The 24,075-nt window shown below is 25.9% G+C and carries 24 protein-coding genes; 19 read left to right on the forward strand and 5 right to left on the reverse strand.

Going from position 1 to position 24,075, the window contains the following annotated elements; genetic code table 11:
• The first annotated feature begins 48 nt into the window (after window positions 1-48).
• Genes LPC13_RS03700 through LPC13_RS03735 form a run of 8 tightly spaced genes read left to right on the forward strand, consistent with a single transcriptional unit; the run spans window position 49 to window position 8,482 of the window.
• Window positions 49-1,029, forward strand: a complete 981-nt coding sequence (locus LPC13_RS03700; protein WP_005210482.1) for a glycosyltransferase — start codon at window positions 49-51, stop codon at window positions 1,027-1,029.
• 34 nt (window positions 1,030-1,063) lie between these two features.
• A complete protein-coding gene (locus tag LPC13_RS03705; RefSeq protein WP_234088598.1) occupies window positions 1,064-2,128 on the forward strand; it encodes a polysaccharide pyruvyl transferase family protein in 1,065 nt (354 codons plus the stop codon).
• Between the two features lie 32 nt (window positions 2,129-2,160).
• Complete coding sequence (locus tag LPC13_RS03710; RefSeq protein WP_005210480.1) at window positions 2,161-3,228, forward strand: polysaccharide pyruvyl transferase family protein; 1,068 nt, start codon at window positions 2,161-2,163, stop codon at window positions 3,226-3,228.
• A 23-nt stretch (window positions 3,229-3,251) separates the two neighbouring features.
• Window positions 3,252-4,799, forward strand: coding sequence for an oligosaccharide flippase family protein (locus LPC13_RS03715; RefSeq protein ID WP_005210479.1), 1,548 nt, complete (start codon window positions 3,252-3,254; stop codon window positions 4,797-4,799).
• Window positions 4,800-4,832: 33 nt separating this feature from the next.
• Window positions 4,833-5,453, forward strand: coding sequence for a sugar transferase (locus LPC13_RS03720; RefSeq protein WP_005210474.1), 621 nt, complete (start codon window positions 4,833-4,835; stop codon window positions 5,451-5,453).
• A complete protein-coding gene (locus LPC13_RS03725; RefSeq protein WP_040418522.1) occupies window positions 5,440-6,216 on the forward strand; it encodes a GNAT family N-acetyltransferase in 777 nt (258 codons plus the stop codon). The genes LPC13_RS03720 and LPC13_RS03725 overlap by 14 nt, the downstream gene beginning before the upstream one ends.
• 46 nt (window positions 6,217-6,262) lie before the next feature.
• Window positions 6,263-7,342 (forward strand): GNAT family N-acetyltransferase, encoded by a 1,080-nt coding sequence (locus LPC13_RS03730; RefSeq protein WP_005210471.1) that lies wholly within the window; start codon window positions 6,263-6,265, stop codon window positions 7,340-7,342.
• 21 nt (window positions 7,343-7,363) lie between these two features.
• Window positions 7,364-8,482, forward strand: coding sequence for a right-handed parallel beta-helix repeat-containing protein (locus tag LPC13_RS03735; protein WP_234088599.1), 1,119 nt, complete (start codon window positions 7,364-7,366; stop codon window positions 8,480-8,482).
• A gap of 136 nt (window positions 8,483-8,618) precedes the next feature.
• Here the strand turns inward: LPC13_RS03735 and LPC13_RS03740 are convergent, their stop codons facing one another.
• Window positions 8,619-9,656 carry an acyltransferase family protein gene (locus tag LPC13_RS03740; RefSeq protein WP_195244539.1) on the reverse strand — a complete coding sequence of 346 codons (1,038 nt, stop codon included), beginning with the start codon at window positions 9,654-9,656 and terminating at the stop codon, window positions 8,619-8,621.
• Between the two features lie 104 nt (window positions 9,657-9,760).
• Between LPC13_RS03740 and LPC13_RS03745 the strand changes: the two genes are divergently transcribed.
• The gene (locus tag LPC13_RS03745; RefSeq protein WP_040418521.1) at window positions 9,761-10,849 is read left to right on the forward strand and encodes an acyltransferase; all 1,089 of its coding nucleotides are present in this window, start codon (window positions 9,761-9,763) and stop codon (window positions 10,847-10,849) included.
• A 164-nt stretch (window positions 10,850-11,013) separates the two neighbouring features.
• Here LPC13_RS03745 and LPC13_RS03750 read toward each other — a convergent pair whose 3' ends face one another.
• Together LPC13_RS03750 and LPC13_RS03755 are read right to left on the reverse strand one after the other, a co-directional pair.
• Entirely contained in the window at window positions 11,014-11,178 is a 165-nt protein-coding gene (locus LPC13_RS03750; RefSeq protein ID WP_005210462.1) for a hypothetical protein, read from the reverse strand.
• Window positions 11,179-11,242: 64 nt separating this feature from the next.
• The gene (locus LPC13_RS03755; protein ID WP_005210461.1) at window positions 11,243-11,437 is read right to left on the reverse strand and encodes a hypothetical protein; all 195 of its coding nucleotides are present in this window, start codon (window positions 11,435-11,437) and stop codon (window positions 11,243-11,245) included.
• Window positions 11,438-12,264: 827 nt separating this feature from the next.
• Between LPC13_RS03755 and LPC13_RS03760 the strand changes: the two genes are divergently transcribed.
• The 7 genes from LPC13_RS03760 (at window position 12,265) to LPC13_RS03790 (ending at window position 20,365) form a co-directional block, all read left to right on the forward strand.
• Complete coding sequence (locus LPC13_RS03760) at window positions 12,265-12,870, forward strand: AAA family ATPase (protein WP_005210458.1); 606 nt, start codon at window positions 12,265-12,267, stop codon at window positions 12,868-12,870.
• Window positions 12,871-13,003: 133 nt separating this feature from the next.
• Complete coding sequence (gene essC / locus LPC13_RS03765) at window positions 13,004-17,614, forward strand: type VII secretion protein EssC (protein ID WP_005210451.1); 4,611 nt, start codon at window positions 13,004-13,006, stop codon at window positions 17,612-17,614.
• A gap of 181 nt (window positions 17,615-17,795) precedes the next feature.
• On the forward strand, window positions 17,796-18,095 hold the full coding sequence (locus tag LPC13_RS03770; protein WP_040418520.1) for a WXG100 family type VII secretion target: 300 nt from the start codon (window positions 17,796-17,798) through the stop codon (window positions 18,093-18,095).
• A gap of 18 nt (window positions 18,096-18,113) precedes the next feature.
• Window positions 18,114-18,416, forward strand: a complete 303-nt coding sequence (locus LPC13_RS03775; RefSeq protein WP_005210448.1) for a pore-forming ESAT-6 family protein — start codon at window positions 18,114-18,116, stop codon at window positions 18,414-18,416.
• Window positions 18,417-18,560: 144 nt separating this feature from the next.
• Window positions 18,561-18,812 (forward strand): DUF4176 domain-containing protein, encoded by a 252-nt coding sequence (locus tag LPC13_RS03780; RefSeq protein ID WP_005210446.1) that lies wholly within the window; start codon window positions 18,561-18,563, stop codon window positions 18,810-18,812.
• 120 nt (window positions 18,813-18,932) lie between these two features.
• On the forward strand, window positions 18,933-19,211 hold the full coding sequence (locus LPC13_RS03785) for a hypothetical protein (protein WP_005210444.1): 279 nt from the start codon (window positions 18,933-18,935) through the stop codon (window positions 19,209-19,211).
• 8 nt (window positions 19,212-19,219) lie between these two features.
• Entirely contained in the window at window positions 19,220-20,365 is a 1,146-nt protein-coding gene (locus tag LPC13_RS03790) for a hypothetical protein (RefSeq protein WP_005210442.1), read from the forward strand.
• 256 nt (window positions 20,366-20,621) lie between these two features.
• On the opposite strand, the gene LPC13_RS17155 is transcribed toward LPC13_RS03790, so the two are convergent.
• The gene (locus LPC13_RS17155; RefSeq protein WP_083875360.1) at window positions 20,622-20,993 is read right to left on the reverse strand and encodes a YARHG domain-containing protein; all 372 of its coding nucleotides are present in this window, start codon (window positions 20,991-20,993) and stop codon (window positions 20,622-20,624) included.
• Between the two features lie 72 nt (window positions 20,994-21,065).
• On the reverse strand, window positions 21,066-21,731 hold the full coding sequence (locus tag LPC13_RS03795) for a zinc-ribbon domain-containing protein (RefSeq protein ID WP_234088600.1): 666 nt from the start codon (window positions 21,729-21,731) through the stop codon (window positions 21,066-21,068).
• A 153-nt stretch (window positions 21,732-21,884) separates the two neighbouring features.
• Here LPC13_RS03795 and LPC13_RS03800 point away from each other — a divergent pair, with 153 nt between their 5' ends.
• From LPC13_RS03800 to LPC13_RS03810, 3 genes are all read left to right on the forward strand, one after another.
• Window positions 21,885-22,136: a hypothetical protein gene (locus tag LPC13_RS03800; protein WP_005210439.1), complete on the forward strand. Its 252-nt coding sequence runs from the start codon at window positions 21,885-21,887 to the stop codon at window positions 22,134-22,136.
• A 90-nt stretch (window positions 22,137-22,226) separates the two neighbouring features.
• A complete protein-coding gene (locus tag LPC13_RS03805; protein WP_005210438.1) occupies window positions 22,227-23,051 on the forward strand; it encodes a zinc-ribbon domain-containing protein in 825 nt (274 codons plus the stop codon).
• A 136-nt stretch (window positions 23,052-23,187) separates the two neighbouring features.
• On the forward strand, window positions 23,188-23,859 hold the full coding sequence (locus LPC13_RS03810; RefSeq protein WP_169317565.1) for a transposase: 672 nt from the start codon (window positions 23,188-23,190) through the stop codon (window positions 23,857-23,859).
• Window positions 23,860-24,075 lie beyond the last annotated feature (216 nt).

Below are 24,075 nucleotides of genomic sequence, written 5' to 3' on the forward strand. Positions count from 1 at the left end.
TTTTTAAAGATTAATGTAAAAAAAGTATTAAATTCAAAAAGGAGTAAAATGATAAAGCTAAGTTTTATAGTTCCAGTTTATGATGTTGAAGATTACGTAGAGCAATGTGTTAAATCTTTATGTAATCAAACTATTAATGATATAGAAATAATTATTGTAAATGATGGAACACAAGATAATAGTATAGAAAAAATTGAAAAAATAAATGATGATAGAATTAAGATTATTAATCAAGAAAATTCTGGATTATCATCAGCTAGAAATAATGGATTAAAAGTAGCTCAAGGAGACTATGTAGCATTTGTTGATAGTGATGATTATATAGCATTTGATACTGCCTATGAAGAAATGTATGATATGGCCATTAAAAATAATAGTGATATTGTTGAGGGAAATTGTATTTGGTATTACTCAGATGATAATAAATATCCTATGAAAAGAGAAAGCAGTGCATTAAATGGTAGCTCTATAGATGCAAGAGAATTTTTATTAAAATCATTACGGGAATTTAGAATGTACTCACCAGTATGGTTATATATTTTTAAAAGAAATTTATTAATAGATAATAAATTGTTTTTTAAAAAAGGTATATATCATGAAGATCAAGAATTTACCCCAAGAGTATTATTAAAAGCAAATAATGTATCAATTTATAAAAAAGATTTTTATGTATATAGACAAAGAAGTGGTTCAATAATGAATTCAGGGTTAAACACTAAAAGGGGTAATGATTTAATTAATATTTGTTTAGACTTGGATAAGGTTGCTAGTAAGATAGAAAATAAAGAGTTACAAGAAGAGTTAAAAAAATATATATCTAGAATGGCTATAAATACTATATATGATTATAAATTTACTAATATTGATAATGAGGTAAAAGAAATAATTAATGAAAATTCACTTTCAAAGGGATTAAAAATTAGAAGTAAATTAATTGATATTAATATACCTTTATATATAAAAATAGAATCAATATATAGAAAATTTAAGAGTATTGGTAGTATCTCTAATAATGTAAGTGAGGTTTAATATATATAAATATTTGATGAGGAGATATTTTATTTTGATAAAAATTAAGATTTTTATAGCAAATTTAATAGGTGGAGATAAAGTAAATGCAATAAAGTATCTTTTTAGTTTCAGACATTATAATAAATTTAAAAAATATAAGGACACTAAAAAAATAATATATGCATTAACACCATTGCATGGAAATATAGGAGATCAGGCCATTGCAGTTGCAACGATAAAGTTTTTAAAAGAAAATTTTATAGATTATGAAGTTATAGAAGTTAATAGTAACGATATATATACTTATGGAAAGGCAATAAATAAGGTATTAAACAAAGATGATTTAATAGTACTACATGGTGGTGGCAATATGGGAAATCTTTATATTGAGGAAGAAAAATCAAGAAGATTTATAATAAAAAATTTCCCTAAAAATAAAATTATATCAATGACACAAACTATGAGTTTTACTAATGATGATGAAGGGATAATGGAGTTAGAAAAAACAAAAAAAATATATAATTCACATCAAGATTTAACAATTATAGCGAGAGAAGAAACTTCATATAAAATTATGAAAGAGGAGCTACGGAATAATAAAATTTTATTAAACCCAGACATTGTCTTATATCTACATGATATATATAAGAATAATTGTCATAAGAGAAAAAATATAATGACATGCTTAAGAAAAGATAAAGAAAGCCTAATAGCACATAAGAGATATGAACTTATTGAAATGATTGATAAAAAATATAAACATACATTTCATTATGATACAGTTGTAAATAAATTAGTTACCAAAGAAATAAGAGAAAACGAGGTTAAGGACATGCTCAATAAATTTTTAAGTGCTAAGGTTGTTATAACAGACAGATTACATGGAATGGTTTTTGCTGTTATTACAAAAACTCCATGTATAATTACTAAATCATTAGATCATAAAGTTCCAGGAACTTATAAATGGATTAAAAATTTAAATTATATAAAGATGATTGATGATTTAGAATTTGAAAAAATAGAGAATATAATTGATAATTTTCTTAACCTAGAAAAAGTTAATGAAATAAATTTTAAAGAGATTTATTTTGAAAAATTAAAAGAGAATGTTATTTAAACTTTAATAAATGAAATACGAGGCGATTACTTATGCCAATGCTTTCAAAAAATATAATAGTTAATTTATGTGGAGAGAAATTTATTAATAGGATTAAGTATACTTTTAGCTTTATATATTATAAAAAATTTAAAAAATATAAAAATGAAAAAAAAATTATTCATGCTATTACACCTGTATATGGAAATATGGGAGATCAAGCTATTATATATGCAACTAATAAGCTGCTAAGAAAATATTTTAGTGAATATAAATTAATAGAAGTAAATAGCAATGAGTTTTATAAGTATGCAAAAGCATTGAAATATGAAATAAATGATGATGATTTAATAGTACTTATTGGTGGCGGGAATATGGGGAATATCTGGGTAAGTGAAGAGGTTGGAAGGCGTCTAGTAATAAAAACCTTTCATAATAATAAGATTATATCTATGCCACAAACAATAGATTTTACTAAGGATAAAAATGGAATACATGAATTGAAAAAGAGTAAAAGGATATATAACAATCATAAAAATTTAACCTTAATAGCGAGAGAAGAAAATTCTTATAAAATAATGAAAAAAGAATTTAACAATTGTAGAGTTTTAATAAATCCAGATATAGTTCTTTCTTTATATAACAATATAAAATTTAATGATTATGAAAGAACTAAGGTTATGTTGTGCTTAAGAAATGATAAAGAAAGTATTATAGATGTGGATAAAAGCAGATTATTTAATGAATTAGACAGAGCTTTTGAAAATGTATTTGCTTATGATACTGTAATAAACATAAGTATTACTGCTGACAATAGAGAAAATGAATTAAGAAAAATGCTTAATGAGTTTTTAAGGTGTAAGGTAGTTATAACAGATAGATTACATGGAATGTTATTTGCTGCAATAACCAAAACACCATGCATTGTTACAAAATCATTGGATTATAAAATTACAGGTACTTATGAATGGATTAAAGATTTAAATTATATTAAATTTGTTGAAAAATTAGATACTAACTTAATTAAGCAATTAGGTATGGAACTTATAAATTTAAATGAAAAGACAAATATAGACTTTGAAAGTATTTATTTTAAAAAGTTAATAAATAGTCTGTCTTAAGGAATGTATGAGTAGGTGAAGTTATGAAAAATAACATTAAATTGGCAACCATAATATCGTATATAACATTGATAGCTGGAAATGTTATATCACTTTTATATACTCCATTTATGCTAACTACATTAGGTACAGGAGAATATGGATTATTTACATTAGTAAATACAATAATTTCTTATATATATCTACTTGATATGGGAATAGGCAATGCAGTTATTAGATATAATTCTAAGTTTATAGCTAATAATGATGAAGAGAGCTTAGAAAAAATAAATGGAATGTTTTTGATTCTATATACAATAATTTCAGTGATTGGTTTAATAATTGGATTAATAGTTTACCTGAACCTAGGAAGTATCTTTGGTAAGGGATTAACATTAGAAGAAATAGCAAGGATAAAAGTAATGTTTTTTATGGCTTTGATAAATTTAGTTTTAGCATTTCCTTTAAATGTATTTAACGGAATAATAATGGCATATGAAAGATTTGTATATGTGAAATGTTTAGCATTTATAAGAACTATATTAAATCCAATAATAATGATATCAGTTTTACTATTAGGATATAAAGCTATAGGAATGATAATGGCATCAACAATTTTCAATGTAATTTTAGGTATTATTAATGTAATTTATTGTTTTAAAGTATTAAAAATAAAAATTAAATTTAGTGGATTTAATAAGGAGTTATATAAGGAAATATTTAAATATTCATTTTATGTATTTTTAGCTGTAGTTGCATATAGGATTTATTGGAGTACGGATCAATTTATTTTAGGTATGGTTGCAGGTTCAATTCCTATAGCAATATATTCTATAGGAATACAGTTTAATGATTATTTTACTTCATTTTCAGGAGTAATAAGTAATATGTTTTTACCTAAATTAACAAAGCTTACTGTTAATGAAGATAATAAAGAAGAGTTAATGAATATATTAATTAAGGTATCGAGAATACAATCGTATATAGCATTTTTTATTCTTTCTGGATTCATTCTTGTAGGACAAGAGTTTATTATGAGATGGGCTGGATATGAATATAAGGAATCATATTATATTGCTTTAATCGTTATGATTCCTCAAATTATATCAATAATACAAACATTATTTGCTACTATGCTAGAAGCAATGAATAAGCATAAAATTAAATCACTTATATATTTAGGAGTAGCTATAGTAAACTTAGTATTAACTTTAATTTTGGTAAAATATCTAGGGGTAATTGGATGTGCCTTAGGCACTGCAATTGGTATGATTATAAATGCTATATTAAATAATCTATATTATATGTTAAATATTAAGCTAGATATGAAGAGATATTGGAGAGAAATTATAAATGTAATGATACCTATTACTTTATCATTTATACTTGGATATTTAGTTAAAATAATTATAGTACCAAAATCATATTTTAAAATAGGATTATTTGTATGTATATTTACTAGTATTTATTTTATAACATGCTATAAAATTTCTTTTAACAAATATGAAAAAGAAGTTGCAAGTACAATAATAAAAAAGATAATTAACATTTTTAATAGAAAATATATAAGAAGAGTTAAGGTTGAAGATTAATTTGAAATTTTAGTATATAGGAGATTTTAAAATATGAGTTTAAAGAGATGCTTTGATCTTATTTTATCATTATTAGGAATTGTTATTTTAAGTCCTATTTTTATAATAATATATATTTTAATTTTAGTTACAATGAGAGAATCACCTATATTCACTCAAGTTAGAACTGGATATAAGGAAAAGCTATTTAAAATATATAAGTTTAAAACTATGGTAGATAAGTATGATGAGGAAGGAAAGCAATTACCAGATTCAGAACGCTTAACTAAAGTAGGAAGGGTATTAAGATTATTAAGCTTAGATGAAATTCCACAATTATTTAATGTATTAAAAGGTGATATGAGCTTAGTAGGACCTAGACCATTACTAGAAAGGTATTTACCTTATTATAAAGCTGAAGAAAGAAAGAGGTTTAATGTGAAACCAGGAATAACTGGATTATCACAAATTAACGGTAGAAACAGCATATCTTGGGAAGAAAGATTTTCATATGATATTTATTATGTTGATAATTATAGTTTTTTATTAGATATGAAAATTATATTAAAAACATTTATTAAGGTATTTAAGTTTAGTGATATAAAGGTTGCAACTAACTTAACATTAAATGATTTAGATGTTGAAAGAAGAGTTACCAATTATGAATATAATTAGAGAAGCCGAAAATAATGATATAAGCAGAATAATAGAAATAATGACACAACAAATTAATAATACGATATTAGAAAAAACTATATATGGAGCAAAAGGAATAGATAAATACTTAATTGATAATTTAAATAAAAAAGAAGAATATCAAGAGAAGATTAATATGGTTTATGAAATAGATGGATTAGTTGTTGGATATGTTGAGTTGCTATTGGAATCAGAAAATTTATTTATAAATTATATTGTTATTGATAAGAGGTACACAGGAAAAGGGATTGGGAAGGAGTTACTTAATAGTGCAATTGATAAATGCAGTTTAAATAGAAAGTTTAAATATATCTTTATTGATGTTTTTAATAAAAATATAAGAGCTAAAGAGTGGTATAAAAAGATTGGATTTAAAGAAGTTAGCAGGACTAAGTGGATAGAAATAAATATACAAAGTAACTATAAGTTTACTGATTACGATAATATAAAAATAACTAATTATGAAAAAGCTAAAAAGCAACATGATGAACTTGGATTTGCTATATATTTCATAGAGGATAATAAAAAGATATATAAAATAGGATTTATTAATGAAATACTAAAGCTTTATGATTATTCAATTATTGATAATGATAAATTAATTGCATTTATAAAAAGGGAGTTTAATTACAAGAAGGTTTGGGGAGCATTTAATAATTATTTAGGCAAGTGCGAAAGTAATTTGATTGATGAGTTAATACGCATGAGGATAAGTTATAGAGATTATTTAAAATATACTTAATATGATAATAGGTGTAGTTTGGTATATGGGGGATGAGTAAGAGAGTATGTATAGAGAGGTAAATTTTTCACAAAAAGATATATGGGATGAAATAGTAAATAGTTTTAATAATGTAGACATATATTTTAGGTGGGGATATATAAAACCATTTAGTGATAATAGAGATGGTGAGCCAATATTATTTTATTATGAAGATGATAATGGAAGAGTAGCAAACATATTTTTAAAAAGAGATATAGCTGATTGTAGGTATTTTAAAAATATTATAGATAAGGAAAAATATTTTGATATTACTTCTCCATACGGATATGGAGGGGTATTACATGAAGGAACAAACGAAAAGTTATTAGCAAAGGCATATGTTGAAGAATTTGAAAGATATTGTGCTGATAATAATATAATAAGCGAATTTATAAGATTTAATCCAATGATAAATAATTATAAATTTTTAGATGAATATTATGATATAACTTTTAATCGAAAAACTGTCTATATGAAGATAGATGAGAGTGAAGAAAAGATTTTAAGTGATATGGATGGGAAGTGTAGAGGGCGTGTACGAAAAGCTATAAAGAATGGGGTTATAGTTAAAAATGGAAATACTGATGATATGATTTGTAAATTTTCTGATTTATATCTTGGTACTATGGATAGAGATAATGCAGAAGAGTACTATTATTTTAATAAAGAGTTTTTCTTTGAAGTAATAAATGAATTAAAAGATAATTCAAAGATATTCACTGCAAATATTGACGAAAGGGTAATTTCAGCAGCATTAGTATTGTTTAATGAAAATTATGTTCATTGTCATTTCTTGGGCAATGATAAAGAGTATTTAAAGTTAGCGCCTAATAATTTATTATTTTTTGAAATTGCTAAATGGGGACATGAAAATGGAAAAAGTATATTCCATATAGGAGGAGGATATCAATCAGAGAATGATAACCTATTTAAATTCAAGAGTACTTTTTCTAAGAGTAATAGATTTGATTTTTATATTGGTAAAAAAATTTATAATAAGGAAATGTATGATTATTTAGTGAATATAAGGGGAAATAATTATAGTGATTCTAAATTTTTTCCTAAATATAGAGAAAAGGATAATGCATTAATATTGAATAATTAAATATAATATTAAGGTGTAAATATGAAAAATAATAAGAGATATTTATTAGGTGGTATTTTTATTGTTATGATATGCTTTGTAGTTTATACAAAGCATAATTTAATTATAGAAAAAAAAGATTTAAATAGCATATTAGAAGAAAACTATCAGAGTTTAAAGAGTATTGAGAATGAAAATGTAAAATATGTTACTCCATATGATTTTGGAGCAGTTGGTGACGGAGTTACAGATGATAGTGATGCCTTTAAGAAAATGTTTGAATATAACAATATATATATACCAGAAGGAACATTTCTATTAAAGTGTGATAATAAAGATCCAAGTTGGTTAGATGTTGGCGGTAACTTTATGACAAATGGTTATTTTAACATAAAGTCTAACACTACCATTATTTGTTCAGATAAATCTTTGATAAAGGTTAAAGCAAGTGATTATAAAGCATATAATGTCATAACTATAAAAGGTGTAGAAAATGTAAAAATATTAGGAATGAATATATTAGGGGATAGGGAAGAGCATATAGGAAATGATGGTGAATTTGGATTCGGAATTTTTATAGCGGATTCTAAAAATATATTGATTATGAATTCTAAGTTTTCTAACATGTGGGGCGATGGAATAAATATAAATACTGCTAATACTAATTATAAAAATAATGAAATATTCATTAAAGGATGTATATTTGAAAATAATAGAAGGCAAGGTATTAGTATAGAAAGTTGCGATGGAGCTATTATTGAGGATTGTGTGTTTAATAATACAAATGGAACTCTTCCAGAGTCTGGAGTTGATATAGAACCATCTCATAAATCTATGTATGTAAAAAATATAGTTTTTAATAATTGTGAATTTAATAATAACAGAATAGGTTTATTAATTGACGGACAGTTTGGAAAGGTAAGCGAAGTTGAGGTTAATAATTGTACATTTTATGAAAATAGAGAAAAAGCACAGATTTATATAACTAAAGCTAAAAATATAAAAGTTAATAATTATAATGGAATAGAAGACAGTATTACAGTTAATGAAGATGAGTCTAGTATTTTTGTTAATTCTAGTAGGAATATAGAAGTTAATGGTGAAAAGGTTAAGCTTAATATTATTTCAGATATAATTAAAAATATTATCAATAAATTTTAAAATTAGTATAATGTAAAGCCGAGTTAAAATAACTAGGCTTATATTATACTAATTTTTTTTGTTTATTTTTATTAGCGGTTCAGTAATTATATTTGTTTAACTATTGGTTATAATCAACAAATCATATATTACTATTTTAAGTTTTAGAAATATTATTTTTTCCTGAATAAAATAATATTTTATTCAAGAAAGTTGATTTTATAATAAAATAAAGAGCAATAGATAGAATTATAGTAAGAATAGTTATAATACATATATAAAATAACGGGTTAAACATATATAGTGGCTGTAAAACTTGAGATAAGGTTCTACAAATTATAGGATCATGAAATAAAAATATAAAAAATGAATATTTTCCTAGTGAGATAAGCAGTTTATTATTCTTGAATTTAAGGCTAAATGCATAATATCCCAATATACATAGAGGCCATAAAAAGTATGATTGAATTTTTCCATAATATGCTGGTAGAAGGTTAAAGGTAACAACTACAGTGGAGATTATATACACCAATAATATAGTAGTAGAATATTTAGTTATTTTATTTTTTAAGTTGTATTTTTGAAAAATAACACCTAATTCGAAAAATATATAATAATACAAAAAGTCAAATGGATGTCCAGAAATTAATATATTATTAGAGTTAATAGAAATTAATTTTTGAAAAATGACTATACATATTATAGTTATAAATCTAATTAAATCATTTTTAATAAATTTATATATAAAAGGATATGAAAAAATTAAAAACAAATACATGGGAATATACCATAGTTGATAAGCTATGTTATAACCTAATAATATTTTAATAAAATAAGTTATTATTTCGGTTATTTTAAAAGGTTCCTTAGATAACAATAGATTAAATAAATATAAAATAAAACTAATTATTATAAATGGTTTAAAAGTTGTTTTGAATTGTTTAAGAAAATAAATCTTATGATTATTTTGAGAATTAGTCAAAATGAATTTATATCCAGCACTAAAAATAAACATAGTTACAGCGCCATGACAAAAATTATCCAACAATCTAAGAATAAAGCTAGTATCGGTATAGGTGGTTAAATTTAAAATATCTTTAAGATAATATGAACTACTGTGTACAAATACAACGCATAATATTGCAATTCCATTAAACACATCTAATTCAGAAAGATGCTCTTTTTTATTATTCATTAATATTCCCCCTAAAAATCTAATTATTTATATAACGCAAGGTGTATATAAATATACTTATTAACATAAATTTAAAATAATGATAATTATTAGGAGGAATAGTGTTGCGAAAGTTAATAAATAATCATGAAATTATTAAATCAACAGAACGTATATTATATTATGATATATTAAAGGTAGTGGCTGCATTCATTGTTGTTTTTTATCATTTGAATATTTTAAAATTAGGATTTATAGAAGGCGAAGTATTTATACCTAATATCAATTCAATAATAATGAATATTTCTAGTATAGGTGTCCCAATATTTTTTATGGTTAATGGGGCATTAATGTTAAATAAAAAGGAATATTCGTTTAGACATATTTTAAAAAGAGCAGTAAAATTAATTTTATTATATTGTTTTTGGAGTATTGTAGTAGTTATAATATGTGCAATTATAAGAGGAAATTTATTTGATTATAATATTATACAATTGTTATTAAATAGAAAAACAGATATAGATTATTTATGGTTTTTTAGAACATTAGCTATTTTGACTTTATTAACACCTATTCTAAAAAGAATATACTTAAGTGAAAATAAGGTATTTTTATATATGGTCATGATAGGATTATTTATCTTTCCGTTTGTATACAATTATCTAGTGCTATTGTTTAATTTAATAGATTATGAGAGCCTTAAGCATATTCCTAGGACAGGCTTTTTTACACTGTATTCAGTTGAATACTTTTTAATTGGTGCAATAATTTCAAAAAATATAGAAAAGTATAGGAAAAAACATAAAAATATAAATATTATATCTATATTAATATTTTGCTTAGGATTATTATTAGTTACAATTGAAGTAACATTATGGACCAATATAAATAATGAAATATTCGATAGTGGAAATTCTGTATTTCCTACCATTGGAGCTTTATGCATGAGTTCAGCAATTTTTATACTTTTATCAAATTTTAAATCTATAAGAAATTTAAAAGTAAAAAAAATCATACAATATATAGGTGAAAATTCTATTGGGGTATATATTTTTCATATGCCGATTATTACATTCATGAAGTTCTATTTTATTAAGAGAAGTATGAATATTATCCTAGCAATAATTATTACTATAATAATAATTATATTATCATTGACCATTAATGAGATTTTAAAAAGAATACCTATATTGAAAAATATGTTGAAAATATAATAAGTACCATAGAGGACATATTATCATGCTCTCTATGGTACTTATTTCTATTAAAAAGAGACACTAATTATTTTGGTTAGTTTAATGTATTTTATACATAAATATTTAAGGAATATATATTCAAAATGAAAGCTACTACAGCAATTAAAGTAAAAAATTTTTAATTAAAATAAAGTGTTTTGTTTATTTTCTTTTTGAATAGTTTCTTTACTTTTATTATTTAAGCTTCCAAGAGGACTATTAAAGCTATTTAATGGGTCTGGAAGTTCTGTATTAGCGGATTGAGTAATTCCTCTAGTTCTATGTTGTTTATCATTAGATTTTGCCATTTAAAATTCCTCCTTATATGAGATATTAATTTAAATAAGCAAGTGTTGTATTACGGAGTAGTATTTATTCAGATTCATCAAAAGGATCTTCAGTATAATCAAATTCGCTATAAGCAATATTATTAACTACAATTGGATCTTCAACTGTATTAGCGAGTTTGGTATCAACTCCTTCTGGAGATTTGCTTATTAAGTATTCTTTATCTGGTTCATAATAAGATCTTACTCTAGGTAAATAGACATTAGATTTATCGTCCATAATCGTACTCCTTTCTCTCACTATATAAATAGTATTTGTAGATTAATAGAAAATATACAAGTCCTCTATAGAAGTAATAAAAGGTAATACGGTTATTTTATAGCCATTAATTAGTGGTAAGAGGAGAGATAAATATGTATCCAATAATACTTAAAGAACATTTACTTTCATAAAATTTGGGGTGGAAGAGATTTTGAAACTTTAACTTGTGTCGAAGGAAGTGGACTATAAAAAGTAATAATTTTTGCGAAAAAATTTAAAAAGGACATAGCTATTTAATTCTTGTAAATTTGGGAAAATACACAGTTAATGCTGAATTATAAATAATAAAAAGTTATTTAACCACAGATGAACAAAAAAGCCTGACTTAATGATAAGTCAGGCTTTTTAATTTGCCTCAGATGAAAAATTAATATAATCGGATGGTTTATATCTTTCCTTTTTATCATCAGTTATATAGATAGAGTTTAAATTATAATTTGTGAAGTTAGGAGAAATAGTAAAATTTTTTAGGGTGAAGTATATATTTAATATATTCAATATTTCACTTGAAGGTACATATAAAATAGTAGGGGAAAGGAGTTTGTTAGATATAATTTTTCTAAAGCTAGACTGTGCGTAGTTTTTAAATGCCTCAGTGGAAAAGGGAAAGGGTATATAAATGAGTATATAACTTAATTAGAAGATAATTACTTTGATTATTATGCCCATGAGGTAATATAGCAAAAATTGTCGTTGAAAAAAGTTAAAGTTATTGGTATAATTAAATTTCTCGTGGGCACGAACAAAATTTGAAAAATTTATATAAATATTTGGAGGGATTACCAATGCCAGTAAGAATTGCTATCCTTGGTGGGCCAAGATGTGGTAAAACAACATTAATACAACAATTATACGTAGACTTAAAAATTAGAGATATAAATGTAGGTGTTGCTACAGAATATAGCACAGATTATTTAAGAGATAAGGGTATGATTGAATCTATTTCAGAACAATATGGAATATACTTAGGTCAATTACATTTAGAAAAGAGCTTAGATTCTCATGATTATGCTGTAACTGACTATGCAACATTTGTACCGTACATATATGGAAGATTAATGCTTGGAGATAAGGTAAGAACTAAGAAGGAAATAGAAATCTTAAATGATTTATATAGCTTAGCAATAAGAGACCTACCACAATATGATCATATCTTCTTTGTTCCAAGAGAATTTGGATATAAGAAAGATGGTGTAAGATGGCAAGATGAGGAAGTCGCTCAAGCAGTGGACAAGGCTATCTTAGGATTCTTAGATGCTGAAAATGTTAAGTATTCAGTAATTACAGGATCAACAAAAGAAAGATCAGAGCAAATAATGAAGATTGTTGGAATTAACAAACCAATAGTACAACCTGTTAGAGAAAAAGAAGTAGAAGTTAAAAATAAATAGTTATAAGAAGCACCCGCGGGGCGAATCCAATTTTTGGATTCACCCCGCGGGTGTTTTATCTTTCATTACATAATAGTAATTTTTATTAATATAAATAAATATAAATATAAATGGTTAGAAGGAGGCGAGGAATTTGCTATTAACTTTAATTGATAAGAACAATAAGTTAGATTATGTATTGCCTAAAAAAACATCTGGAAAATATGTGATAAATACTAAAGATGATGATGAAAACATAATACCATTAATTACTGTAGAAGAGGAAGAAGGAAAATGGTTCATAAGGTCTAATAAAAATGCAAAATTAAAGGATGACGAAGATAATTTAGTATCAAAAGTACAATTACAACCATTCAATAAGTATAAGATTTTTAAGAGTGATTCAACGATTGCTTTATTATTTACTCAAAATCAATCTGAAGAAGCTCATAAGTTTAAAAAATATACAGTAAATAAAGAAGTAATAAAAATAGGTAAAAGTAAAGAAGCAAATATATGTTTTGAAAATAAATTAGTATCTCCAATTCATTGTCAGATAAAGTATGACAGTGGTAATTCAGAAGCTACAGTTATAGATTGTGATAGTTCAAATGGAACTTATGTAAATGGTAAAAAGATAGTAGAAAAAAAGCTGGTAGTTGGAGATGTCATTTATATAATGGGATTAAAAATAGTATATAACGGTAATATTTTAGCTATTAATAATCCTAATAATGCTGTTGTTATTGATGAAAGTTGTTTTAATTTATTAAAAAAGGCAGTTCCTAAAACTATAGTTACAGATAAATTAGAAGACCTTGAAGAGAAAAGTATAGAGAAAGAAATATTTTTTCGTTCACCAAGATTTAAGAAGGATATAGAAAGAAGAGAATTTAAAATAGATTCTCCTCCAGCACCAACAAAAGGTGAAGAAGTACCATTAATGTATATGCTAGGACCATCTATTACTATGGGAATGGCAAGTCTTCTTACTAGTATAGTTACAGTTGAAAATATCATAAGCAATGGGGGAGATTTAACTACAGCTTTACCAACAATTTTTATGGCTTTTAGCATGATACTTGGTACAGTTTTATGGCCTGTCTTAACTAAAAGATATGAAAAGAAAAGGATTTTGAAAAATGAGGAAATTAGAAAGTTAAAATATAAGAATTATATAGAAGAAGTAAGGTCTGATATTGCATTAGAATGTGAGAAGCAAAGAAGAATATTATATGCAAATAACACTTCAATTTATGAATGTGTTGAAATGATAGAAAATAGAGAAATAAACCTTTGGGAAAGAATTATTAGTCATAATGATTTTGCAAGGGTAAGACTAGGAGTAGGCAGTTTACCAATAGAAGCGGATTTTGGCTATGAGGAAAAGAAGTTTGAGTTAGAGGAAGATGAATTAAAAAATGATTTATATAAGCTTATTGATGAGCCTAAAATGATAAATCCTGCTCCAATTACAATATCATTATTTGATGAAAAGGCAACTGGAATAATTGGTGATAGAAAAAGTGCAAAATCTCTTATTAAATCAATAATATTTCAGTTAGCAGCACTTCAAGGCTATGATCAATTGAAGTTTATATTTTTGTATGATGAAAAAGATGAAGAAGAGTGGGGGTTTTCAAAATGGTTACCACATTCATGGAGTGAAGATAAAAGTATTAGATTTATCGGTACAAATGTAAAAGATGTAAAAGAAATATCTATGAACATGGAAAAAATAATAGTTGAAAGAAAAAACAATAGTAAGAAAGAAATAGAAGAGTTACTTCCTTATTATATAATATTTTCTATGAGTAAAACCTTAGAGGTAAAATCTGAATTTATTAAATCAATATTAAGGGAAAAGGAAAATTTGGGCTTTAGTATTGTTAGTTTATATGATGAAATAAAAAACTTGCCTAAGGAATGTTCAACTGTTATAGAAGTTACACTTGAAAGTGCTCAAATATATGATAAGGATGATATATCAGGAAAATATATAGAATTTAATATGGAGGCTCTAGCAGATGTAAACTGTGAAGATTTAGCTATTAAGCTATCTAATATTGTTCTTGATGATGAAAATAGTAAAAATTCATTGCCAGAAATGATAACTTTCTTAGAAATGTTTAAGGTAGGAAAAATAGAACATCTTAATATTTTAGAAAGATGGAATAAAAGTGATCCTACTAAAAGTATTGAAACTGAAGTTGGTGTAGATGCAATGGGTGATTTATTTAAATTAGATTTACATGAAAAGTTTCATGGCCCTCATGGATTAATAGCTGGAATGACAGGTTCAGGTAAAAGTGAATTTATAATTACATTTATACTTTCATTAGCTATTAATTATCATCCTGATGAAGTTGCTTTTATTTTAATTGACTATAAGGGTGGAGGAATGGCAAATGCATTTACAAATCTACCTCATGTTGCAGGTACAATAACAAATTTGGATGGTGCAGCAGTTAAACGTTCCCTAATATCTATACAAAGTGAGTTGAAACGTAGGCAAGCTATATTTTCTAAGGCAAGTAAACATATGCAAATAAGTAATATAGATATATATAAGTATCAAAAGTTATATAGAGAAGGAAAGGTTAGTGAGCCACTACAACATTTATTTATTATATCTGATGAGTTCGCGGAGCTTAAGGTTCAACAGCCAGAGTTTATGGAACAACTTATAAGTGCAGCAAGAATAGGTAGAAGTTTAGGTGTTCATTTAATACTTGCAACACAAAAGCCAGCAGGTGTTGTTGATGATCAAATATGGAGTAATTCTAGATTTAGGGTTTGTTTAAAGGTTCAAGAAAAGTCAGATAGTATGGATGTAATTAAAAGAGCAGATGCAGCTGAAATAGCTGAAACAGGTAGATTTTATTTACAAGTAGGCTTTAATGAATTGTTTGAAATTGGACAATCTGCATGGTCAGGAGCACCTTATTATCCATCCAATAGATTTGAAGTTAATAAAGATGAAAGTATTGCAGTTATAGATAATATAGGTAGGGTTTTAAGGAGTGCAAAAATAGATAAGAAAGCTAAGTTATCTAAGAATCCTCCAAAACAAATAGATGAAATAGTTAAATATATTATTAATATTTCAAAGGAAGAAAATATTAAAGTTAGACCAATATGGCTTGAACCAATATCTCCAATAATTTTTCTTGAGGATATTAGAAAGAAATATGATATTGAAGATATTAAATATAAATTGAATCCTGTAGTTGGTGAATATGACGATCCTACGACACAATCTCAACATCCATTGACTATTCCTATTTCTCAAGGGGGAAATACTATTGTTTATGGTTCTGCAGAAAGTGGTAAAACTACATTTATTACAACGCTTATTTATTCATTGATTAAGAGTCATACACCAGAAGAAGTGAATTTGTACGTATTAGATTTTAATACAGAAATTTTGAAGGTTTTTGAAAAAGCTCCTCATGTTGGGGAAGTATTATTCTCTTATGAAGCTGAAAAGATAAATAATTTATTTAAAATGTTATATGAAGAAATTGAAAAGAGAAAAAAGCTATTTGTTGATTTTGGTGGAGATTATAATTCATACATTAAAAATAGTGGATGTAGTATAGAGTCTTTAGTAATAGTAATTCATAATATTACAGCCTTCATTGAGATATATGAAGATAAGGAAGAGGACATAGCTTATTTAACAAGAGAGTGTACAAAGTATGGAATTTACTTTATTTTAACTGTATCAAATGTAAGTGGAATAAGATATAAATTGCTTCAAAACTTCAAAAATATATATTCTCTTCAACTTAATGATAGTAGTGAATATGTATCAGTTTTAGGACATACAGATGGGGTTATTCCATCAAAGTATAAAGGAAGAGGAATATTTAAAATTGATAGAGTTTATGAATTCCAAATAGCTCTTTCATTTAAAGAGGTAGACAATATTTTTGAATTAATTAAGTCTTATTGTAATAAATATAGTATTGAATGGGACAAAGCGTTTGCAAGGAAAATTCCTATATTACCACAAAATGTTGATTTATTATTCTTTGAAGATGAAATTAATCATAGTGATAAATTTAAAGGAGTTCCTATTGGTGTTGAAAAAGATACACTTAAAATTAAGCATTATGATTTTGATAAATTCTTTGTAAACATGGTTTTATCTCAAAATCAAAGTAATAATAGCTTTTCACAAGGTTTAGCAGAAGTTATGGCAGAATGTACTGATGAAGTAATAGTAATTGATGCTAAGAATTCTTTTATTGAAGATAAAAATAGAAAATATAGATATATTAATGATTCAGCAGAGTTTGATGCTATAGCAGTTGAGCTATTTAATACTTTAGTACAACGCCATAAAGAAGTTAAGAATTCAATAGGAAATAATATTGAAATTAAAAAGTATAAAAACATTAAATGTATTATTAATTCTTTTAATGAGTTTTTTAAATATTTATCAGAAGATAGTAAGGATAAAGTAAATGTCTTTATGTTAAATGGAAAATTATCATATAATATCAACTTTATCTTAGTTGAAGACATCAATAATTTAAGTTCTATAAGCTATGAAGAATGGTTTAGTAAGCAAGTTTCACTAAGTGATGGTATTTGGATAGGTAATGGAATTTCAGAACAATATCAATTAAAAATAAACAAAATTACTAAAGAGATGTATTCAGAAATAGGCGATGACTTTGGATATGCAATAAATGATGGAAAAGTTAAATTAATTAAGGTTCTTACTAGTGTAAATAAGGTACAAGAAGATGATTAAAGTATGGTTAAGGAAAATAGGAATTTGCAGAAGAATATTAAATAAATATCATTAAATTAAACTAATTAAATATCATTGCATTAATTAGGATGGGATTGATTTATGTAAAGTTTAATTAAAGCTTATTATGATATATCAAAAAAATATATATAAATTTTATAAGTACAAAGGGAGTGGTTATATGGCAAAAATTATGGTAGATCCAAGCAAGTTAGAAATGGCTGCAAATAAAATGGAGCAGCAAGCAGCAGATTATGCAAAATTATATAAGCAATTATTTACAGAAGTAGAAGCAATGGAAAAAGCATGGCAAGGTGCAGATAATATTGCTTATACAACCCAAATTCAAGGCTTTAGAGAGGATTTAAATCAAATAAAGAAGCTTCTAGATGATTATTCAACATTTTTGAAGCAAAGTGCAAAGATATATAAAAATACTCAAGAAGAAGTAGTAAATAAAGCTAAGACATTAACAAATTAGTGGTGGGGTGATATATAAATGAGTATAGAAGGAATTAATATTAATTTAGAGGAAGTTCGTGCAACTGCAAAAACTATAAAAGCATTAAATAGCCAATTAGCAACAAGGCTTGATGATATTAAAAAGGAAATGAATTCTTTAGAGTCAACTTGGCAAAGTCAGGCTTCAAGCACAATAAGAACAAACTTCAATAAATTAGAATCAAAATTCCAAGAATGTAGAAAGATTATTGATTCTTATGGGACATTTTTAGAAACTACAGTTGATTCATATACAAATGCTGAATCTAGCATAAATAGCAATGCAAGTGCATTTGAATAATAATTATTAGAGTACATCAGATTAAATAGTTGAATATGTTATTTAAATTAGGTATGTAAAGGAATATTACTGATTTTAATAATATATTTCAACTATATTTTTTTTTATAAATAAATTATATGGAGAATAAAGGAGATATGCTTAATGGATAAATATTTACCAATTGGATCAGTGGTTTTATTGAAAAATGGAACTAAAAGAGTGATGATTTATGGAAGAAAGCAAATTCATATAGAAACAGGGAAAGAATGGGATTATTTAGCTTGTTTATATCCTGAAGGAAATATAAATGAGGAATTTATGTACTTATTTAATCATGACCAAATAGACAAAGTTTATTATTTAGGATATAGAGATGATGAGGAAGTTAAATTTGTAGAAGAAAATTTGAAATAAATATATTAAGAGTTATTAGTTATATATAAATATTTTAATGAAGGTATAGGCCCTGGATGAATAAATAAATTTTAAAGGTTTAAGTATACATTAAGGGCTTAAAGGGAGTGATTGTTTATAATGTTTGATGCTTCAAAAAATATAAACAATGGAAGAAAAGTTTCAATATTAGGAAATGATATAAAAACTATAGGGAATAAGTGTGAGAATATAATTTATATAATGCCTAGCAAATATAGAAGTGTAGAAGTTTCAACTATATTAAAAGAAATTTATAGTATAAAACATGAGCTTAGTAGCATAGGAAATGAGCTTGAAAATTTGGGAGAAATTATAGTTAGTGTGTCTAAAGAGTTAGATAATAATTCTTCTAGGAAAAATGGCGGTTCTAGTTGGTAGGGAATGAGATGGAAATATTAATAGATACAAATACTGTGAGAAGTAATGCAGAACAGTTAAAAAGCTACATGAGGAATTTAGCCGATAAAAGAGAACGTTTGGAAAGTATACAAAAACAACTCGATTATGAAGTAAAGTATAAGAGAAATATAGTTGATTCAATGAATTCTCTTCAAATAAGGATATTGAAAGTTGAAGAGAGAATGGAAAAGATTCAATACCTGCTATTATTTGCATCTACTAATTATGAAAATGCAGAAAAAACAGTAGTGAAATTATTAAAGGTTCTTGATGAGAACTTAATGGGTGGTATTGAAAATTATAGTAACGATAACTCTAGTAAACCAAAGAAAAAGACTAAGAAAAAGAAGAAATTATTTGATAAAAATCTTATTAAGATAGCAGTTGGAGTAACTGTTATTGGAGTATCAATTATAGCAATACCAGTTACAGGAGGATCCTCAATAGCAATTGGTGCAGCTGTAGGAGCAACAGTTGTAGGGGGTTCAGCTGGAGTAGTTAGTGGTATCATAAGTGAAAAAAAAGGTGGAAATTTTATAGATGGATTTGCAAATGGATTGATGTTTGGATCTGCAGTTGGGGCAGTAGCCGGAGCAGCAGTTGGATTTGCAGTCAGTGGTTTAGCTAGTAGTGCAGGTGGAGGTGTAGCAAGTGAAGTAGGAGGAGGTATAGCAAACAAAACAGGTGCAGAGGTAGTGAAATCTGGAACAAAGGTTGTTTCTAAGAATTTATTTAGGGATGTAGCAAAGGAAAAAATAAAGAGTGTAGGTAAAAAAATAGCCAAAGGAGCTGCTAAAGCTGGATTTGAAAAAGCTCTTAAGAGTAAGGAGACTGGTATAGATCTTGTTTATGATGTTGGTGAAGGAGTTATAGAGAATGCTAAGAGTATAGCTGTTGATTCTGTTAAGGACGAATTAAAAGGTGCATTTAAGGATGAAATAATAGGAGATATAGTTGTTGACAGTGGAGAAGCAGCAGGAAAATATGTTGGGGAAGTTATTAAAGATGGAGAAGAAGTAACTGCTGAAGGTATGGCAAAATCAATAGTTAATGTAGTAAAAGAAAAAGGAACTGATTTATTAAAAGATGAGATTTCAGAATTAGTTCTAGGTGGTGATGATGATATAGGTTAAAACTATTAATACAAAGAAATTATTGATAATATAAAAGATAATAGTGTTGATAAAATTAATAGTAATAACAGTGGCGTAAGTAGTGCTAGAGATGGCATAATAGGAATTTCATAAGCTTATGGTCTGTTATTAAGTAGAGTAACTAGATGTATTGAGAGAGTAGCTAAATTTGTGTAAAATACAAATCTAGCTACTCTCTTTTAGTTATTATATAAATTATTTTATTGTCTAAAGAACATATTAAATAGTGATATAATTATTTACCTAAATCATGCATTAAAGCATCCTTAACTCTACTATCCTTTTCTTTTACTATGGTTTTTAGATTAGCATCTTCAATATCACTAAAAACTATATCATTTGATGGATTAGTGATATTAACATACCACGATTTACTATTAAAATGATCTTGTAGTTCAGATATTGAAAATCTATAGCCATATCTAGCATATATCTCATTTGTAGCAATAATAAGTTCCCAGTTATTAAGTGAAGAAACATCACTAGATGATAATAATACACTATTACTATTTGGGAAAACAAAATCAGAGCTTATAGGTGGATAGAAATTTGCAGATGCTCTTACAAACTCTAATGCTTTTATTAAATTACAATTATCTTCTTCAATTTGTGTATCGAATTCGAATTTAGAAAAATCTTGAGAGCTTGGAGAATACCAATCTTTACTTTCAAAAAAACTTTACAAATTGCTACCAGGAGCAAAAGTATAACCATATCTTGCAAACATTTCATTACGAGCAATAAAAAGTTCTTCTTCAGAAAGATGGTTTATAGCTGAATAAGTTAGTTCTACTTTATCGCTATCTTCAATTATAAAAGCTCTATTTGAATATTTTTTTATATAAACCTCTGCTGTATTTACTTGTGATGATTGATTATTAGTATTTGAGTTAGAGGATTGATTGTTATTATTTGTTTTTTCTTGATTACTTATTTCAACTTCACCATTGGACAATTTGTTTTCAGTATTAGAGGAAGTGGTTGTTCCAGTAGTATTGGTAGTTTTAGAATTAGTTTGGGATTTATCATATTCATTTGTATTTTTATTATTTACTATATTAGGAGTAGTATCTATATTAGAAAGCTTTATTGCCATTATAATTACAGATAAAATTAAAACAGATATCAATAGTACAGTAATTATTAATATAGGTTTTTTAACATGTTTTTTTTCATGAGTATCAGTAATATTTAGCCTAATGGTTTTCTCAATTTCATTTGTTTCTTCTTCATTATTAATAATATTATTTGTTTGGCTATTAGCTGAATCTATAGGAAAACCACATTTTGCACAATACCTTTGGTTATCCAGCACTTTAAAGCCACAATGAGAGCATACTTTCATTAATAATTCTCCTTTAATATAAATATATTTATTATATAAAATATTTTTTTAATTCTTAAAATATAACAAAATATATGAGGCTATAAAATGATGAAAGACCTACGGTAAATTAAGATAACTACTAGTATTAATGATATACAGGGGGAATAAGGTATGGATAAAATTTTAATAGATGTATTAGTACCAGCTGCTAATAGAAGTTTTGAAATTTATATTCCTTTGGATTTGAAATTCTATGAGATAACACTATTAGTTTCTAAAATAATAAGTGAATTATCCAATGGATTATTTATTTCAAATGATGATTCAATTTTATGTGAAAGGGCAACAGGTGATATATTAAATATTAATATGTCAGCAAGAGAGTTAGAGCTTAAAAATGGAGCTAAATTAATGTTATTGTAAATAAGTTAACTTATATATAGTTAATATAATGAGTATATTTTTAATTGTTATTTAGAAGCAATATATTTGTATAGAGGGAGAAAATATTTAATGAAGATATGTTCAAGTTGTGGATTTAAGGTATTAGATAATCAAAAATATTGTCCTAGATGTGGACTACCTATAAATTCCAAGCCACTTGCAAATACTCAAGAAAAGATTATTAGTGATGATAAAAAAACAAGCGTTGAAAATCAACGTAAGTTAAATATAGATAATAAGAAGAAAAACCATTCAAATAAGCCAATAATGATAATTGCTATAATAACTTTAGCAGGAGTTATTCTTTTTTCAGCTACTTTAAATAAAGAAAAGAAAAAAGAGAATGATGATGCAGAATTAAAGAATATAATAACATCTGTAAAGAATGAATTTGCTAATATTATGAAAAGTGAAGATATAGTATTTATTAGCTTTGATGAAAGTAATAATAGATATCTATTTGAAACTGTTTATGAATCTTCAGAAGAGCAATATTATTACTATCCAGAAACAAAGGAAATTACAGTGTGCGTTCCAGGAATGGAGGCAATAATAAATAAAAATTTTGAATTTAAAACAACATTTTATGATAATCCTACTGAGGTAGCAGAAAGTTATATGATTTATCTTCGTAGAAGAACAGAGAGTGAAGAGATTGTAAAAGTTAATGATTCAATAGGTAATATGGCTAAAGATATGTTTAAAGATATGCTAGACTATGCAATATCACCTGATGCACAATGTGAAATTGATGGAGTGGAACTTTATTTAGTAAGAGTGAATAAAGGACAACCTGATTATGAAGTTAATGAGTTCCTATTAGGAAGTGATGGGAACACTTATGATTATTGGGAAGCAATATCAAATAATAGATTAGTACAAGTTGAGAAATGAAATACCTGCAGATGAAATACCCGCAGATGAAATACCCGCGGGGTCAATCCAATTTTTGGATGGACCCCGCGGGTGTTTAATATTAACGCAATAAGGCAATACTCTAGATACTGTTATGGTAAAAGGAGGTGCTTTTTTGGTAACTAAGAGAAGAATCTGGATTCCAGGTGCTAGTTATCATATTACAAATAGGGGAAATCACAAAGAAGACATATTTTTGGAAGAGGTTGATTATTATATTTACTTATCGCTTATAAAAAATACATTGCATTTTTATAAGGAATATAATTATAAATTAATTTCATATTGTTTAATGAAAAATCATGTACATATGCTTTTAAAGACAGATAAGTATGATCCAAGTTATTTTATGAGAAGATTAAGTAGCATGTATGCAAAGTATTTTAATAATAAGTATGAGTGTGTAGGTCATTTATTTCAGGGAAGATATTATAGCAATACCATAACAAGTGTCATTGAATTATTAGAAGTTAGTAGATACATACATTTAAATCCAGTAAGAGCCAATATAACTAAATTGCCAGAGGAATATAGATGGTCTAGTTATAATAGGATACTAGATGATATAGATGCGAGGGCAAATATAAAGGATTATAAAAATAACAAATCAAAGAGAAATAAATATAAGATAGATGTTGCATCAGAAGAAATAATAGAGCTGTTGGATATATATTTATTAGTTGAAGAAAATAGTATTCAAAATATAAAAACAAGAGTGGAAAGAAAAATACAAAACTCTAAAGAAAAATATAAACAATACGTTGAAAGTAAGATAGAAACTATGTGATTGCCTGCGGGGTCAATCCAATTTTTGGATTGACCCCGCAGGTAATGAAGGTTTTGCAGGATAATGTATTTATATGTGGAGAAAATAGCATTAATGATGTATAATATTAATGAATTAAAATGAAACGTGTTTAAGAGTGTTGAAAAACGCTTGATATAGCGCGCCTGCGGGGCAAATCCATTTATTGGATTAGCCCCGCGGGCAGTATATATAATT

The sequence above is a fragment of the Clostridium celatum genome, assembly GCF_021412605.1.
Lineage (GTDB): Bacteria > Bacillota > Clostridia > Clostridiales > Clostridiaceae > Clostridium > Clostridium celatum.

Excerpts from the sequence above, each read along its gene's own strand:
- LPC13_RS03700 (WP_005210482.1), top strand. The coding sequence starts at position 49 with ATGATAAAGCTAAGTTTTATAGTTCCAGTTTATGATGTTGAAGATTAC.
- LPC13_RS03710 (WP_005210480.1), top strand. The coding sequence starts at position 2,161 with ATGCCAATGCTTTCAAAAAATATAATAGTTAATTTATGTGGAGAGAAA.
- LPC13_RS03715 (WP_005210479.1), top strand. The coding sequence starts at position 3,252 with ATGAAAAATAACATTAAATTGGCAACCATAATATCGTATATAACATTG.
- LPC13_RS03720 (WP_005210474.1), top strand. The coding sequence starts at position 4,833 with ATGAGTTTAAAGAGATGCTTTGATCTTATTTTATCATTATTAGGAATT.
- LPC13_RS03725 (WP_040418522.1), top strand. The coding sequence starts at position 5,440 with ATGAATATAATTAGAGAAGCCGAAAATAATGATATAAGCAGAATAATA.
- LPC13_RS03730 (WP_005210471.1), top strand. The coding sequence starts at position 6,263 with ATGTATAGAGAGGTAAATTTTTCACAAAAAGATATATGGGATGAAATA.
- LPC13_RS03735 (WP_234088599.1), top strand. The coding sequence starts at position 7,364 with ATGAAAAATAATAAGAGATATTTATTAGGTGGTATTTTTATTGTTATG.
- LPC13_RS03740 (WP_195244539.1), bottom strand. The coding sequence starts at position 9,656 with ATGAATAATAAAAAAGAGCATCTTTCTGAATTAGATGTGTTTAATGGA.
- LPC13_RS03750 (WP_005210462.1), bottom strand. The coding sequence starts at position 11,178 with ATGGCAAAATCTAATGATAAACAACATAGAACTAGAGGAATTACTCAA.
- LPC13_RS03755 (WP_005210461.1), bottom strand. The coding sequence starts at position 11,437 with ATGGACGATAAATCTAATGTCTATTTACCTAGAGTAAGATCTTATTAT.
- LPC13_RS03760 (WP_005210458.1), top strand. The coding sequence starts at position 12,265 with ATGCCAGTAAGAATTGCTATCCTTGGTGGGCCAAGATGTGGTAAAACA.
- LPC13_RS03770 (WP_040418520.1), top strand. The coding sequence starts at position 17,796 with ATGGCAAAAATTATGGTAGATCCAAGCAAGTTAGAAATGGCTGCAAAT.
- LPC13_RS03775 (WP_005210448.1), top strand. The coding sequence starts at position 18,114 with ATGAGTATAGAAGGAATTAATATTAATTTAGAGGAAGTTCGTGCAACT.
- LPC13_RS03780 (WP_005210446.1), top strand. The coding sequence starts at position 18,561 with ATGGATAAATATTTACCAATTGGATCAGTGGTTTTATTGAAAAATGGA.
- LPC13_RS03785 (WP_005210444.1), top strand. The coding sequence starts at position 18,933 with ATGTTTGATGCTTCAAAAAATATAAACAATGGAAGAAAAGTTTCAATA.
- LPC13_RS03790 (WP_005210442.1), top strand. The coding sequence starts at position 19,220 with ATGGAAATATTAATAGATACAAATACTGTGAGAAGTAATGCAGAACAG.
- LPC13_RS03795 (WP_234088600.1), bottom strand. The coding sequence starts at position 21,731 with ATGAAAGTATGCTCTCATTGTGGCTTTAAAGTGCTGGATAACCAAAGG.
- LPC13_RS03800 (WP_005210439.1), top strand. The coding sequence starts at position 21,885 with ATGGATAAAATTTTAATAGATGTATTAGTACCAGCTGCTAATAGAAGT.
- LPC13_RS03805 (WP_005210438.1), top strand. The coding sequence starts at position 22,227 with ATGAAGATATGTTCAAGTTGTGGATTTAAGGTATTAGATAATCAAAAA.